This is a genomic window from Pseudoalteromonas sp. Z1A2, from assembly GCF_011378755.1.
Taxonomy (GTDB): Bacteria; Pseudomonadota; Gammaproteobacteria; order Enterobacterales; family Alteromonadaceae; genus Pseudoalteromonas; species Pseudoalteromonas distincta.
Map to the genome: position 1 here is coordinate 67,270 of NZ_WTKX01000003.1, position 15,805 is coordinate 83,074.

The following is a 15,805-nucleotide window of genomic DNA, read 5'->3' on the forward strand; positions in this document are numbered from 1 at the left end:
TAGACTATTTAAACAACAGTCCAGCCTCCATCAAGAAATAAACTTTGCCCTGTCATATAATTTGAAAGTTCTGAGCTAAGGTAAGCAATCGCGCCTTTTACATCTTCTTCAGTTGCCATTCTTGCTAATGGAACCTTAGCATTGTATTTTTTAAAAAAACTCTCCGGTTGACCACGTTCGATACCACCTAACACTATATTATTCACTCTTACATGAGGTGCAACTGATGACGCCATCCAACGCGTTAATTGCATTAAACCCGCTTTACTTGCAGCATACGCCGCTGGGTTCCCCATATCAGTACCTTCATATAAATCCATTTGTGGGCCAACAACCCCATAAATAGAAGAAATGTTAATGATACTGCGACTTCCGAATTCTTGTTTCTTCATTAACTCATACGCAAGCTGACTCAATAAAAATGGCGCAGAAAGGTTCACATTTAAACAATCATTGAATGTATCTATGGATTGCTTTTCAAAAGGGACACACCAACCCGTTAGCTTATCCGTCCCTACAAATGCGGCATTATTAATAAGGATATTAAGCTTACCATCGGCAATTTTAGCAACGCTCTGCATCGCTTTAACGATGGCTTGCTTATCAGCTAAATCGCAAACCAAAGTGTGGACTCTTGGGCTGTTGTTATAAGTCTCTTGGTGAAGTTTATGCAAACATTTTTCATTACGATCTAATAAAATGACATGCGCCCCTAATTCCAACAACGTATCTGCGGCAGCTTGTCCTACATGCCCACTTCCACCAGTGATCAAGGCCCAACAACCTTGAAGGCTTTGTAATTGTGCTAGGGTTCTCATTGTTGCTCCATTTTTTGCACAAGTAACTTCGCGAAATCAAAGTCTATTTGCGTATCGATATCTACAGCCCTTTCTTTAGGTACACATACACTCGTTACTTTACCTGTCATTACTCCGCTACTTTGACGAATAAAGGCAGGAGTTGTAACGTAAGCAACCGTTGTAATATCAAATACTTTTGGGGCATCTTGGCGCCTTGATACTTGTTCATCTGTTTTGATCACCAACTCAACGAGGTCATCAGTTGCGTGTTTGATCATATTAAAAAATGGGCTACGATCTGAGGGTGTCACTGTGATACAAATATCGGCAAATGTTGATTTTAATTTATCAATGGCAGCCTCTACATCAGCCACACTTCTCAAAGGGCTAGTTGCAGGCAAGCTAATAAAACAATCAAATTTGCCATATTTTTTCTCTACCCACTCAACAGCATGTTGCCACGATAGCCACTCAGCGGATGTATCAGACGCTAACTCTTCAGGCCTGTCGATAATTTCTGCACCTGCAGACTTTGCAACATGGGCAATTTCGCTATCGTCTGTAGAGACAAATATACGGTCAATGATTGGCACCGCCTTCGCGGTATCAATTGACCAGTTTAATAACGGTTTCCCAGCAAGTGGTAAAATATTTTTTCTTGGTAACCCTTTTGAGCCGCCTCTTGCAAAAATAAAAGCATAATGACTCATCATGTACTCTTTTTAATGATATCTATTAGTTTTAAAGTATCAGCCGCTTGTGCTAAATCTACCGTGTTATGCTCTTTACCTAAACACAGACTTTCAAAATCTTTAATTAAGTCTAGGTACATATCATTGGCTTCCCAGTCTGTAAACTCTAGACATTGATGCTGTTGATAATTTAAAAAGACGTCGACTTTACTTTTCAATAAATCCCAATGAATCCGTCCATTGGACCCTTTAATTGTACAGTAACGCTGTGGTTGCTGCTGTAGGAAATCAAGATGCACATGCACCTGAGTACCACTTTTAGTACTAAAAATAACATCCACTAAATCCTCAACGTCTAAGTTCAACTCTTTAGAACTTCGTAATGCCGCGTGCTCCACACTGAGTGGGCCGAATAACCACTGGGCATAGTCAAATTCATGACTTAACTCTAATAATGCGCCGCCACCAAGATGTTGTTGTGCCGATACAGAATCACGATAATCGATAGTTTGACGCCAATCTGGCAAATACTGGCCGACCTCAATGATGATATTATAAATTTCCCCAAGAACATTCTTATTAATTAGTTCTTGCATTTTCTTTGCAGCCGGCATGTACCTTAGACAGTAGCCAACTGCAGAGGGTGTTAATGTTTGCTGACTTAATTTAAGCAAAGATTCAGCTTCGAGAAAGTTGATACACAAGGGCTTTTCAATCAAACAAGGTATTCCTGCCTGCATCAGTGTTTTAGCATGTTGTAAATGCATGCTCGCCGGCGAAGCAATAATCACAAAGTAAGGCTTTAGCTTGATTAGCTCAGCTATCCCTGACACAGTAAAATCGGCGTTATCAGGTAATTCGGTCAATGCGTTCCCTCTTGCAGAGAGCGCAATCACATTTGACTCTGGGTACAGGAGTTTAAGGTTCTTGCGGTGGCGTTGAGAGATATTGCCAAGCCCAATTACGGCAAAGCGTCGCATTAACTCATGCCCAAACTACGAATATCAACTTGCGCACGGTTAAAATCATCCATGCGGCCAATATCAAGCCAATACTCATGAATAGGAAACATCAATACATTTTTTTGGAATGTAATTTGCTGCTCTAAAATTGTTGGCATATCAATATTTAAATCACGCGGCACTGCATTAACAACACTTGGCGATAACACATAAATTCCCGCATTAACAAAAAATCGTTGAATTGGTTTTTCCACCATTTCAGTGATACGATTTCCTTCACCGCTGATCACACCATACGGTATTTGATATTCGTATTCCCGTACACACATTGTGGCGTCAGCACTGTTATCACAATGAAATTCTAACAAACGTGTAAAATCAACTTTAGTAAGTACGTCCCCATTCATCAAAATCAATGGCAGCTCTTGGCATACATCATCGGGTAATAAACCCAATGCGCCGCCGGTACCTAAGGGTTTGTCCTCATGAATATATTCAATACTTACTCCCCACTTGCTGCCATCACCAAAGTGATTCAAAATTAACTCTGGCATATAGTGAGTCGATATATAAAAGTTTCTAAACCCCGCTTTCACAAAGCTTTTCAATACAGTTTCTAGTATTGGTTTATTGCCAATTTGTAGCATGGGTTTTGGGCAATTATCAGTCAATGGCCGTAAGCGAGTACCAAAGCCACCCGCCATTAAAAATACAGGGTTGTCGTATTTTGGCTTACTCAGAAAGTGCTTGAGCATTTCTAAGCCAACTACTTTGCCTTCATCGACCAGTGGGACAGATAAAATACTCTTGCGTTCCATCAGCTCAATTAATTGCTCTTTTGAGGTACCTTTTTGCGCAGTAATTGGGGATAAGTTCATTATTTCTGATAATGCGACCTCAAGGCCGAGGTTTTTCAACAGTGCACGTCGGATGTCGCCATCTGTAACAACACCTAATAAATGGTGTTCTTCATCAACAACAAGCACAACTTGTGATGCCTGTTCATTAATAACTTCCAGTGCGTCACGTAGGGTTCGCGTTGGTGCCATTAAGATATCTTGCCATATAAACTTCATCAGTAGTCCCCTATTTAATTTTGCCACGACAGCCATAGAGAGTCGTGTTATCAGGAATATCCTTATCAACTAACGCATTTGCACCAATGATTGAGTTACTGCCGATATTTACGCCTGGCAGTACAACGGCACCAGCGCCTATAAAGACGTGTTTTGCAACAGAAACACCACCGCAAAGTACAGCTCCCGGCGCTATATGAGAAAAATCACCTATATTGCAATCATGTTCAATAACCGCGCTAGAGTTAATCACAACATGTTGGCCAATACTCGCTCCTGCATTAATAATAGCACCAGGTAAAATTTGTACGCCTAAACCCAACATAGCATAGTGTGAAATAATAGCGCGCTGGGATAATACATTAGTAAGTGTATAGCCTTTAGCGACCACCATATCAATTATATTAAGACGTTTTCTATCATCAAGCTGGGGTCCTATAGCAACCACAACAGCATATTCCTTCACAGAAAAAATCGCTAAATCATCATCACGTTTATACAGTTTTATATCAGAAAAAATTGCACTTGAGGGGCGTACAGGGCTGATTACTCCGGCTATCGCTTGCTTATTTTCTCTAAGAATATCAGTCAGCACACTCGCATGCCCACCGGCCCCCAAAAGTACTGTGGGTTTGCTATTCATTAATTAATTGACCTGCTTTATAGTGGCGAGAGGCATTACACCCCATAACTTTCCAATAAAGACTTGGCGACATACCGTTACCTGGTCTTTTAATATCAATGTTGTGCTCTGAGAAGACCGTACCGGGTAAGATATCGACAGCAGCGACTAAGCTTTTTCTTGCTGCGATTTTATTTGCAACTTCGCTTTTTGTGGGTGCTTTAATTTTACTGCCCATTGCCAGCTCAGTTTGTCTGATCAAGCTGATCATCTCACTTAACTGTGCAGAGTTAAGGGATGCCTTATGATCTGGTCCAGCCATGGTTTGATCTAAAGTAAAGTGTTTTTCGATAATCTTGGCGCCACAAGCAACGGCAGCTATAGAAACTAGCCATCCTTCGCTATGATCGGAGTAACCCGTTGGTAAATTAAACGCGTTTTCCATGCTTGCCATCGCTGACAAATTTATTTCATCAAGTGGGGCTGGGTATTCGGTTGTACAGTGTAATAGTGTAACTTTACTTTGCAATAAAGCTTGCCCTTGAGTGCTGCTGTAAGCTAATTCAAAATCCCCTTCGCTTGGGGCCTGCTTATTTGGAAAAATATAGCCATAGGCAATCACAGCAAGAGCCGCTTCAATTTCACCTAATGTCGCCATGCCTGTTGATACAATTAAATCACAACCAGATTGAGCATGCTTTAACACCAGCGGGAGGTTCGTGATCTCACCGGAAGGAATTTTTAACCTAGTTAGTTTTAAGTCGTCAATTAAAAAACGTAAGCTTTGCATATCAAATGCTGTTGATAAAAATTCGATTCCTAATTTTTTACATTCAGCGACTAATATATGATGGCTTTCATAACTCAATTCCAAACGCTCTAACATTGTTAATTGTGATTCAACCATGCCAATATTGGTGCTTTGATAACTTGCTTGAGCCGCGTCACTGGTTACAATGTTCTTTGCTTTAAAGGTCTGAAACTTAACCACATCTGCACCTGCACGATGAGCTTCTCTGACCAGCTCAAGAGCCAGCAGCTCATTGCCATTATGATTAACTCCAGCTTCAGCAATAATTAATGTTTTTTGGCTCATGCATTATCTCTGTCATAAAAAGGTTTACTTTGGCAGTTGCTCAAATCAACCTCACTCAATATTTTAACTATTTTTTCAGATGCATTGCCTTCCCCATAAGGATTAACAGCCTGTGTGCACTGGAAAATAAAGTCAGTATCTAGGGCTTTATCAATCGCATTCATTAATGCAATATCGTTCATACTCGTATCAATAACACTGCAACTTTTAGGCCGACCTTTTTGACGGGTGCCAATATTTATTGTGGGGATCTTAAAACTAGGAGCTTCAATTAAACCACTTGATGAGTTTCCTAGCACACAAGCGGCTTGTTTCATTACAGCTAAGTAGCACTTAAAACCGAGCGAAGGATAGAGGATTACGTTATTTAAGTTCCCCAACTCAAGCCACTGTTTTATCATCAATGCGCCTTCGCCATCTGCATTTGGGTAAGTGACAAGAAAGTTAATATCGTCTCGTTCTCTAATTACATTTAATAAAGGGTTAATGTCATTCTCTTTTGCATCACCTCTCGTTACCGGATGGTAAGTAACAAGGAAAAGAGGAGCCTCTAAATTTTTAAATGTAACAACATCGTTTAAATCTATATCGTTTGCTTTTGAAGCGTGAACAATGTTGTCAATCCCAGGTGCGCCGGTGACAAAAATTTGACTTGGTTGCTCTCCTAATTGCATTAGACGTTTAGCGAAAGGCTCTGTAGCAGGGAAATGAATACACGCCATCTTACTAATACTGTGCCTAAGGGCTTCATCAAATGCCCCTTCGGTCACTTCACCACCATGAATATGCGCGATAGGAATACCAAGAAACAAAGCGGCCTGCGCTGCTGCAAATATTTCAAAACGGTCACCAAGTACCAACAAACAATCTAAATTATGACTGGCAAATGCATCCGCAAAGCTGATGGTGGCTAAGCCTGTGGATTTCGCTACCCCAACTTTTGAGTTCGATGACAATAACATCTCGATTGGAACGATATTCTTGATACCTGATTCTTCAAGCTCAGTTATTGTAAGTCCATATTCGGGCGATAAGTGCGTTCCGCAGGCAAATATAACCGTTTCAATAGCTGGTTGTTGTTGCAGTAATAAAATAGGTCGACACAACAACCCAAAATCAGCTCTTGTGCCTGTTACGACAGCTATTCTTCTCATTTTAGTCCCTTAACATTAAACACAGAACTTGGAATATTGACTAAACGATCAGCTAAAAATAGTGAGTTTGTTAATGGGCCTCGTAATGCGTTTTTAAACATAGGAAGAGTGTGCATCAATTGCCATATAGGTCTTGTCATTACACCGGCTTGATTTGTCTTGGTCAGCATTTCATCACGGTATGCTTTTGAAGGACATAAAACGGCGTTAAGCCAGTAATTAGAACGTGCATGTTCAGGCTCAACAATAAACGTCATCTCACTTGCAGCCAACTCAGATTGATATAACACTGCGAGCTCTCTTTTATTTTCAATATACGATGTTAATTGCTCGAGTTGAGCACACCCCAAAGCGGCATTAATATTCGGCATACGATAGTTGAAGGCAATTTCATCATGATAAAACTCATAAGGATGAGGCTGTTTTGCAGTTGTAGTTATATGTTTTGCGCGATTTGCTGCCCCCTCGTCGTTACATAAAATCATCCCACCTCCCCCGGTAGTAATCACTTTATTGCCGTTAAAGCTCAGTGCTGACATTGTTGCAAAGGTGCCCGTATGTTGGCCTTTATATAGGGAACCTAAACTTTCTGCGGCGTCTTCAATTAATTCAATATAAAAGCATTCACATACTTTTTTTAATTCAATAATTTTCGCGGGGTGACCAAATGTATGCATGACCACAACAGCTCTTACACGTGCACCATTTTTGTGATAACAAACTTGCTCTCGAATTTCACAATGCTCTTCGAGGTAATTTAATAATGCCTGCGGACACAAACCGAGTGTTTCTCGATTAACATCCACAAACACAGGATCTGCGCCTAAATAAGCAATAGCATTGCATGTTGCAACAAAAGTAAGGGCTTGGGTTATAACTAGGTCGCCAGTTTTAACACCGCATAAATAAAGCGCCGAGTGCAAAGCAGCAGTACCATTAACAGTGGCTATTGCATACTTGGCTTTTGTGTAATCTGCTATTTGTTTTTCAAATTCATCAACATAACGACCAACACTTGAGACAAAGGTTGAATCCAATGTATCTAAAACATACTTACGTTCATTGCCTTCAAATGCAGGGGCATGTAAAGGGATAAAATCTCTTGTTTTATAATACTCCTGAATGAAACTAATTAATTGATTGGTAATCATGCTGGCCTCTATTACATTTTACTTTCAAGGTACTTTCCCGTTTCTTGGTGGGCAAAATCAGGTAAAACTGTAAAGAACAACTTTATAATTTGCTCTTTTTCCCAAAAGCTAGATTGGCGCAGTTTATGTATTCCCTCTTCAAATTCTTGTAAAAGTAAATTATTGAAGTTAGCTTCATTTTTGATAATACCCAAATTTTCAAACTTGAGCATATCTAACACTTCATCTTCTGTAAAAAACTCTTCACTGTGCTTCTCACCCGACGTGTCACTCAGAGTAAATAAACAAGGCCATTTACCAGCAGATGGTAATGTTTTTACTAATGCTCTAGCCTCATCTTCAGAGCGACATAAATACGGCTCATAACTTTTCTGTTTAAGAAATGATGCAGCGATTTCAGAAAATGTAAGTAAGTGCAATTCATCATTTAATTTAGGGAAAAAAATATCTCTATTATCACCAAAGAGGCAGGAAAATATACACAACAATCCCGACTCTTGTGGGGTGACAAAGTATCGCTTAATATCAGATGGAGCTACGATAGGCTGATGTTTATCGATACGTTGTTTAAATGAATGCAATAAGGAACCGTCACTGAATGCAACATTTGCAAAGCGTGCCATAGACACCGGAATATGTTGACTTGCCCGCATCAAAAACATTTCCATGATTCGCTTTGATGCACCCATCATATTAACTGGATTAGCCGCCTTATCCGTAGATACACAAAAGTATTTTTTTACACCATGGTTAATACACTGCTGCAAGGTTTTTTCTGTGTTTAAGATATTGGTCGCAACCATTCTCATTAATGTAAATTGATCTTTTTCATTGCGTACATGTTTTAACGCAGACAAATTCAAAACGTAATCATATTGACCGTCAGATGCAAAAAACGCATCGTACTCTAAACTACCAATATCGAGTGTATACGTTTGAAAATCGCCGCTGATATAACCTAGTGTAGAACGAATATCACGCACCAGTTCAACTAGATTATTCTCACTAATATCAATAACATGAAGTTTCTTTGGCTGTCTTTTAAATAGTTCTTTCACTACAGCCTGGCCAATTGTACCTGCCCCGCCCAGCACGAGAAGAGAAGCATTTTCTATAATGCTACATAATAATGGTTCAAAACGAGCTAAGTCATTGGTAAAGAGGCTTTCATCCCTGTTAACTAATTTCAATATATCCATGTGTTATCAGCCTTTAATCTTGATATTCTGGTTTTGACCAATTGCACTTGGTTTTCCAGTTAATAGGGAAGTCTTTTTGAATTTCTTTCAGGAACTTAAGCCATAAATCAAAAACATTTTTAAACTGCTCTAACGTTTCTTGTTCATCTTCGAAAAAGTATAACAATGTCAAAAGCGGGCAGTGGAAGTAAAGCAAGGTTCCTTTAATAATATGAAATAAGTGTGGGTGCGCTGATTTTCGGTACGCATAAACCAACCTTTGTTGTGCTTTTAAAAGCTCATGAGCCTCCTCACGTGATGAGAACTCTCTGTTGCCAATATCAATCAAATAATCACATAAAGAATTAAATTCGTCTAAACCAACGAGCTGTTCAATGTCATTAAGTTCAATATTCTTAAAATGTTGAGCCTTAATTAAATCAACAACTTCTTCTCTATTGAGGTTATTACTTTGAACAAATACATCTTCACTGTGTAGTGGAATAGCCCCACGAATTTTTGCACCGGCGCCAATATTGTAGACGTCACACATAGTTGCACTATTTACTAAGCGATCAAAAGTTGTTTTAGACAGTGCTAATAATGGGGCAGCTAAAACATCATCACCGAAATTCCCTTCTAACTTTATTGAAGCACCAGCAAGTGGTTTAAATGCTGATTTTAGTTGGGTGTCATTATAAATACTTAATTTTGAATGCGTTTCACCACTTAGAGGGTAACCATTATCAACACCAAATAAATAAATTTGCTTAAAGCCCATGGTTATCGCATAAGACAATGCCGTGTTAGATACTAAAGGGCCACACGCTGGTAACGCTGTTATACCACGGCCATAATATCTCATAGAAGCCATAGATAGAAATGCAGAGCCAGCTTCTGGACCTTTTAAACCGAGTCCCGCCCATTTGTATAACCCTATTACATCGGGATACATAACATCTACAGCAAGTAAATTAACGTCTTTATACCCAGACTCTGGCGCTATTTTCTTTTGAATATCATAGGTTATCTTTGGTCTTTCAACTAACACATGAAAATCAGCTTTGATACCTGCTTTAATTAAACTTTGGAAAGCAGTACCACCAGCTATAATTATTACATCCTCTTGGTATTGCCTGATCACTTCAATAGCCTCATCTAATGACGGGCCATTACCGACAACAAAAACGGGAATATCTTTAAGAGATTGCTGTGCTTTTTGATTTGCATATAAAAAAGCAGCGCCTTGTTCAACATTACGGATAGAATGAGCAAGACCCGTAATAGCATCATTGTAAAAACCAAACCCTTGATGTAACTGATAATAATTGTCAAAAAAGGCTTTTATAAGGTTATTGATTTCATCAGAAGGATAATGCTGATAACAAAAACTGTTTATGACTGAAAAGGCACCGATATCTTCAGATATTTTAAAGATTTCATTAAAGAAATCTTCATAACTAATACCTAAATGTAAGAAAAGACACCCACCTTCCTTATCTACTTTCTCAATTATGCTAAACCAGTCAATGCAAAAAAGGCTTGCATAAAACATTTCTAAATCGGGTTCACAAATAAATAAGTAATCAAAGGAATGCCGCTTTAATAACTCCGGTATATGGTAACCTAGGCCAATACCAAAGATAAGGCAGCTTGGAAATATATCAGGAAGTGAATCTAGCCGCTTGCTCTTCATATCTTTTACTTTACTTAGCTGCTCTGTAAGTTTAAGCATGTATTGGACATGGATTCTTTCATCATCACTCTCCCAGTGACTATTTGAAAAATAATTTGTACGGCTAAAATTAGCTTTTTTTGTGTAGTTATCAACCTGCTCTTTGGCTTGTTTTAATGGTTCATCATCATAAAGTGGCACACTTTCTCCTTCTGGAAAAAAGTTTCCATGGCCACTTTTTGTTACATGGATACAAAAATCTTCTCGGCAGTGAAAGCTACTGATGTGCTCTGCAATACTAGGGTAGTACTTCTGAAAAGCTAAAAAATTTTTTTCAAAGCGAATGTTAGCTTCATTTTCAAAAATACCTTCTCGCTTTTGGTGTTCAATAGAGCTCTCAAGCTGTTCTTCAAGATGTTTTAATTGTTGTTCGATACTCTCGTTCATAAGATGGCATACCTATTTTATGCTATTGTAAACACCCAATCCTTTTTTATTGCTCAAAAAAGTCGTTAGGTTCTTCTTCGCATCGGATTTCTGTTCTGTAATTAAAGCTACTAGCTCATGCAATGAAGAGAGAAGTTTATTCATAAAATCAACTTCATTAGGTTCGAAAGAGTACTCAATTGAAAAAAGCTCTACAAGTAATTTATCTACAATAACAAGCTCTTCGGTGGCATCCTGGGTGTTATTTTCTTTTACATACAATGCTATGTTATTTAAATGAAGGTCTAATTCTTCAAGTTGCTTACCCAACATTTGCATCTATGCCATTTTCGCTCAAGGTTTTTTCACGAATATCATGCGGTATCGCATCCCACCCTGACTTGATCTCTTTTAGCAGTGCCGATACTTCATCTATAATTGCTGGATCATTTTTAAGCGTTGCATCGACAAGGCGATCAATCATATACGAGTATAATGCATATAAATTTTCCGTTACTTCACCGCCTGCATCAAAGTCTAAACACCCTCTCAAGGCTTCTAAAATAGCAGAAGCTTTTGACAAGTGCTCACTCTTTGCTTCAAGATGCTTTTTCTCAATCGCAACCTTCGTAAACACCATTTTCTCAATCGCACCAGCCATCAACATTTGAATGATTTCATAACGATCAGCACCGGCAATACGACTTTTGAGCGCTTCTTTTTGATAATTTTTTACTTTGGCATTATACATAACTCACCCAACTATATTTTTACAGCTAAATTTAATAACTACTATTTTGATTTAACAAAACCAGGCAGACTCGATAACTGAGCACTCAAATAACTTTGCGTGGATTGCATTTGAGCTAGCAATACATCTAGCCCTGAATACTGTTTACGTAAACGACCTTCTAACTCAGACATTCTATACTCATGATTAAGAACATCATCTTCCAATTCATCTATCTGAGAGTTTAGGCTCGTCTCTCGTTGCTTTAATATTCCATCATTTTCAACATAGTTATTCAATAAAGACTCTAGTTTTCCAGCAACACCGTTTTCACCAGCAAAAATCTTGCCAATATCATCAAAATTCTCATCCATAGCTTCATTTAAGCTACGGACTAAGGATGATTTCTCTAAGTAGCCTTCTTTATTAACACCAAGCCCTAAATCAAATACAGTTTCAAATGGGCCAGCTCCTTCAACATTCAACCCTAACGTATTAACTAATTGTGAACTCAATGAGCGTAATGTTGAATCCCCATTTAAGGGTTTGCCAATTCGCGATTGTAAACCGATTTGACCTATTGCATTATTATAATTAGCTATCAACTCATCAATTAATACAGTTGCACTGTCACGGTCATATTCTACAGCGAGCTTCGCAGTTTCACCGTCAATACTTTGCCGCTTGGCAACAATCGTCATATCTTGCACAGCATCTTTAAACGTATTACTACTATTTGTAATAGTTATCCCATCTACTTTAATTGCTGCGTCTGTAGCCTCGTTACCTGCAGCAATCACAATCCCTGCACTGCCACCGCCACTAGCGACTGTCGATACATTATCCAGTTCGGCATTATCATTAGTAATCACTAAATCATTGCCTGCCCCGGTCTCATTCGAGGTAAGCACAAGTTTAGCTTCAGTGCCCGTATTTATAATATTAGCTGTGACGCCAAAATTCGTCTCTGCGTCGTTGATAGCATCACGAAGATCGGCAAGGGTTGCTCCTGCATCTAATGTAAGATCGAAACTTTTGCTACCCGCTGCAAAGGTCATTGTTCCACCAGAAGCTGTTACAACATCGTCAGTTGAGGCAAACAAACCATCATTTGAAGTTGCGCGGCTACCTTGTGCAACAGCAAGAACTTCTATTTTGAAATTACCTGGCGTGATGTTTGATGTAGGTGTAACTGAGATAAGATCGCCATCATCACTCGTTGGCTGTTTAATAACGGCTTTACGTTTATTGAAATTTTCAGGATCAGCAAGTTTTTCAATGGTATCTTGCAGTTTAGAAAGGGCAGATTTGACCTCTCCAATTGCGGATAGCTCAACTTGAAGTGCTTTATCTTTTGTAGCAAAAGCATTCATTTTGGGAACATTTTCAGCATCAACTGATGCTTGAATAATACTTTCGAGATCCAGCCCAGATCCAATACCTGCGGATGTTATAAGTGGCATACCTCTCTCCTACTATCTGATCCAAAAAATATTATGCAGTTTGATTTAATAACAAACCCTTGTTAGCTAGTTTATCGGCAAATTCCTCTAAAGCTTTAGCCACTTCACGAAATTCTTCACTAGGGATCTCGCGTATAACCTTTTCACTTTCTTTATCATACACTTTGATAATTGGCGGATCTCCCTTTTCATCAAATTCAAATTTCAAATTTGTTGATGTAACAGGAATATACTTATTTAATCTCTCTAAATTTTCTTTTACTTCATCAATGAGCGCTTTTCTTTCACTTTCAGAATCAAGCTGTTGACTGCCATTAACAAGCACTGGCTCTCTACCAGCAATTTTAATGCCATCCTCTTCAACAGTTGCTTTTTTACTTGCCTCATTCAATTCATTTTTATTTGGCAAAGATGAATTAGTTGGGTAATTTTCACTAGATTTAATTATTGCCCCTAAGTCAGCCATAATAACTCTCCTGCAAAATACAAACAAAGTATAAGTCATTATTGAGATAATATCCCAATAATGACTTATAAGCCGAACTAGCCTAGTAATGACAAAGCAACTTGAGGTCGTTGATTTGCTTGACTCAAGATTGAGCTGCTAGCTTGTTGTAAGATCTGCATTTTAGTTAAATTAGCAGTTTCGGTTGCAAAATCAGTGTCCTGAATACGTGAACGTGCCGCTGATAAGTTTTCAGATACATTTGATTGATTTCGAATGGTAGATTGGAAACGGTTTTGCACCGCACCTAGCTCCGCACGCTTTTTATCAACCACTGCGATCAATGCATCCATACCAGCCAGTACCTGTTGCGCACCGGCTTGAGTTGACACTGATATGCCCGTTTCAGTAAAGATGGTCGCAAATGTGCCAGAAGCATCATACGCGCTATCTACAGCAGAAATTGCTGATTGCTGAGCAGTTGCAATGAAACCGACAGACGCAGCGCCGTGTAATGCTTTACCTGTAACAGTTGATGCAGCCCCCGCAATCCCAGATAAAGTAAAACCACCATTTGCAGTTAGAGAATTACCTGCAGCAGTTCCACCTACGTTTTCCATGCTAAACCCAATTGTCTGCGCCGCATCAGCACCAACCTGGAAACTAGCCTTATAGCTACCATCTAATAAGTTTTGCCCACCAAAAGTCGTATCTTGTGCTACACGGTTGACTTCTGACATTAATGAACGGATTTCTTCTTGAACTGCAAGACGATCTTCATCTGTATTGGAGCCATTTGCAGCTTGTTGTGATAGCGTTCTTACACGCTGGAACATTGATGTTACTTCATCAAGAGCGCCTTCAGCAGTCTGCGCAAGAGAAATACCGTCATTAGCATTTCGTACACCTTGGTTTAAACCATTAATTTGACCAGTTAGACGATTAGATATTTGCATACCTGCAGCATCATCTTTCGCACTATTAATTCGAAAACCTGAAGATAAACGCTTAAAAGAAGTATCAAGTTCATTTCCAGAATTCATTAACTGCCGTTGTGCGTTCAACGAACTCACATTGGTATTTACATATAAAGCCATAATAGCCTCCGCTTTATCATTTTAAGAGTAATACAACGGGATACCCCTACCCTGTTATACTACCTGACTTAGAGTCCTACATTTTTAGTTCTCTAAATCAGTTATCGTCCGATAAAGCAAAAGCTTTAGCTTTATTTATAAAATAATTTAGCTTTTATTTAATTTTAACCTTGTAATAAGCTTAAAGCAGCTTGAGGTCTTTGATTTGCTTGACCTAAAATAGTTTGACTAGCTTGTTGTAAAATTTGGTTTTTCGTTAAGTTTGCAGTTTCCATAGCAAAATCTGCATCTTTAATTCGTGATTTAGCAGCTGAAAGATTCTCGGAAATATTAGCTTGGTTGCGAATAGTTGATTGGAACCGGTTTTGCACCGCACCTAGCTCTGCACGCTTTTTATCAACAACTGCAATTAATGCATCCATACCAGCCAATACTCTTTGTGCGCCAACTTGAGATGAAACAGTAATCCCAGTCTCAGTAAATACTGAAGCAAATGAGCCAGTAGCATCGTATGCTGTATCTAATGCTGATAATGCTGACTGCTGAGCAGTTGCAATAAAGCCAACTGATGCAGCACCATGTAAAGCTTTACCAGACACAGTCGATGCAACGCCAGCAATTCCAGATAAAGTAAAGCCGCCATTTGCTGTTAGTGAGTTGCCTGCAGCGGAACCTCCAACTTCTTTCATACTAAAAGAGATTGTTTGTACAGCATCAGCACCAACTTGGAAACTCGCAGCATATGAACCATCTAATAAATTTTGGCCACCAAAAGTAGTATCTGAAGCGATGCGATTGACTTCCCCTGATAGCTGACGAATTTCTTCTTGAATTGCTAACCTATCCTCATCAGTATTTGACCCATTTGAGGCCTGCTGTGCAAGTGTTCGGATACGTTGAAAAGTCGACGTAATTTCATCCATTGCACCTTCAGCTGTTTGTGCTAATGAAATTCCATCATTAGCGTTACGATTACCTTGGTTTAAGCCCAAAATTTGCGATTGTAAGCGATCAGAGATTTGCAAACCTGCCGCATCATCTGCAGCACTGTTAATACGTAAACCTGAAGATAGACGTTTGAATGAAGTATCAAGATCGCCCCCAGTTCTTTCAAGTTGTCGTTGTGCATTTAGCGCACTTACATTTGTATTTACATATAAAGCCATAATAAACTCTCTTCTTATCTGTCAAAGTTAAGCCACCACCTTGAGGTGGTAGTATTTGACAAAGTGACTCAT

General features: G+C 39.0%; 16 protein-coding genes. All 16 read right to left on the bottom strand.

The window, feature by feature from the left end; genetic code table 11:
• Positions 1-8: 8 nt before the first annotated feature.
• A complete protein-coding gene (locus GQR47_RS03215; RefSeq protein WP_165723531.1) occupies positions 9-818 on the bottom strand; it encodes an SDR family oxidoreductase in 810 nt (269 codons plus the stop codon).
• Positions 815-1,513, bottom strand: coding sequence for an acylneuraminate cytidylyltransferase family protein (locus tag GQR47_RS03220; RefSeq protein ID WP_341464767.1), 699 nt, complete (start codon positions 1,511-1,513; stop codon positions 815-817). Before GQR47_RS03220 ends, GQR47_RS03215 begins: the two co-directional genes overlap by 4 nt.
• Complete coding sequence (locus GQR47_RS03225) at positions 1,510-2,472, bottom strand: Gfo/Idh/MocA family oxidoreductase (RefSeq protein WP_165723532.1); 963 nt, start codon at positions 2,470-2,472, stop codon at positions 1,510-1,512. The genes GQR47_RS03220 and GQR47_RS03225 overlap by 4 nt, the downstream gene beginning before the upstream one ends.
• A complete protein-coding gene (locus tag GQR47_RS03230) occupies positions 2,472-3,530 on the bottom strand; it encodes a nucleotidyltransferase family protein (RefSeq protein ID WP_165723533.1) in 1,059 nt (352 codons plus the stop codon). Before GQR47_RS03230 ends, GQR47_RS03225 begins: the two co-directional genes overlap by 1 nt.
• A 10-nt stretch (positions 3,531-3,540) precedes the next feature.
• Positions 3,541-4,173, bottom strand: coding sequence for an acetyltransferase (locus GQR47_RS03235; protein ID WP_165723534.1), 633 nt, complete (start codon positions 4,171-4,173; stop codon positions 3,541-3,543).
• Positions 4,166-5,248, bottom strand: a complete 1,083-nt coding sequence (gene neuB, locus GQR47_RS03240; RefSeq protein WP_165723535.1) for an N-acetylneuraminate synthase — start codon at positions 5,246-5,248, stop codon at positions 4,166-4,168. Before neuB ends, GQR47_RS03235 begins: the two co-directional genes overlap by 8 nt.
• On the bottom strand, positions 5,245-6,402 hold the full coding sequence (gene neuC, locus GQR47_RS03245) for a UDP-N-acetylglucosamine 2-epimerase (protein ID WP_165723536.1): 1,158 nt from the start codon (positions 6,400-6,402) through the stop codon (positions 5,245-5,247). Before neuC ends, neuB begins: the two co-directional genes overlap by 4 nt.
• Positions 6,399-7,550 (bottom strand): LegC family aminotransferase, encoded by a 1,152-nt coding sequence (locus GQR47_RS03250; RefSeq protein ID WP_279167554.1) that lies wholly within the window; start codon positions 7,548-7,550, stop codon positions 6,399-6,401. The genes neuC and GQR47_RS03250 overlap by 4 nt, the downstream gene beginning before the upstream one ends.
• Before the next feature lie 14 nt (positions 7,551-7,564).
• A complete protein-coding gene (locus GQR47_RS03255; RefSeq protein ID WP_165723538.1) occupies positions 7,565-8,752 on the bottom strand; it encodes a UDP-N-acetylglucosamine 4,6-dehydratase in 1,188 nt (395 codons plus the stop codon).
• 13 nt (positions 8,753-8,765) lie between these two features.
• Positions 8,766-10,853, bottom strand: a complete 2,088-nt coding sequence (locus tag GQR47_RS03260) for a 6-hydroxymethylpterin diphosphokinase MptE-like protein (protein WP_165723539.1) — start codon at positions 10,851-10,853, stop codon at positions 8,766-8,768.
• A gap of 12 nt (positions 10,854-10,865) precedes the next feature.
• Complete coding sequence (locus tag GQR47_RS03265; RefSeq protein ID WP_165723540.1) at positions 10,866-11,165, bottom strand: hypothetical protein; 300 nt, start codon at positions 11,163-11,165, stop codon at positions 10,866-10,868.
• Entirely contained in the window at positions 11,155-11,583 is a 429-nt protein-coding gene (gene fliS, locus GQR47_RS03270) for a flagellar export chaperone FliS (RefSeq protein ID WP_165723541.1), read from the bottom strand. The genes GQR47_RS03265 and fliS overlap by 11 nt, the downstream gene beginning before the upstream one ends.
• A 41-nt stretch (positions 11,584-11,624) precedes the next feature.
• Complete coding sequence (gene fliD, locus GQR47_RS03275) at positions 11,625-13,025, bottom strand: flagellar filament capping protein FliD (RefSeq protein WP_165723542.1); 1,401 nt, start codon at positions 13,023-13,025, stop codon at positions 11,625-11,627.
• Between the two features lie 31 nt (positions 13,026-13,056).
• The gene (locus GQR47_RS03280) at positions 13,057-13,491 is read right to left on the bottom strand and encodes a flagellar protein FlaG (protein ID WP_165723543.1); all 435 of its coding nucleotides are present in this window, start codon (positions 13,489-13,491) and stop codon (positions 13,057-13,059) included.
• A gap of 77 nt (positions 13,492-13,568) precedes the next feature.
• Positions 13,569-14,567, bottom strand: coding sequence for a flagellin (locus tag GQR47_RS03285; protein WP_165723544.1), 999 nt, complete (start codon positions 14,565-14,567; stop codon positions 13,569-13,571).
• Between the two features lie 164 nt (positions 14,568-14,731).
• Positions 14,732-15,733 carry a flagellin gene (locus tag GQR47_RS03290; RefSeq protein WP_165723545.1) on the bottom strand — a complete coding sequence of 334 codons (1,002 nt, stop codon included), beginning with the start codon at positions 15,731-15,733 and terminating at the stop codon, positions 14,732-14,734.
• Positions 15,734-15,805 lie beyond the last annotated feature (72 nt).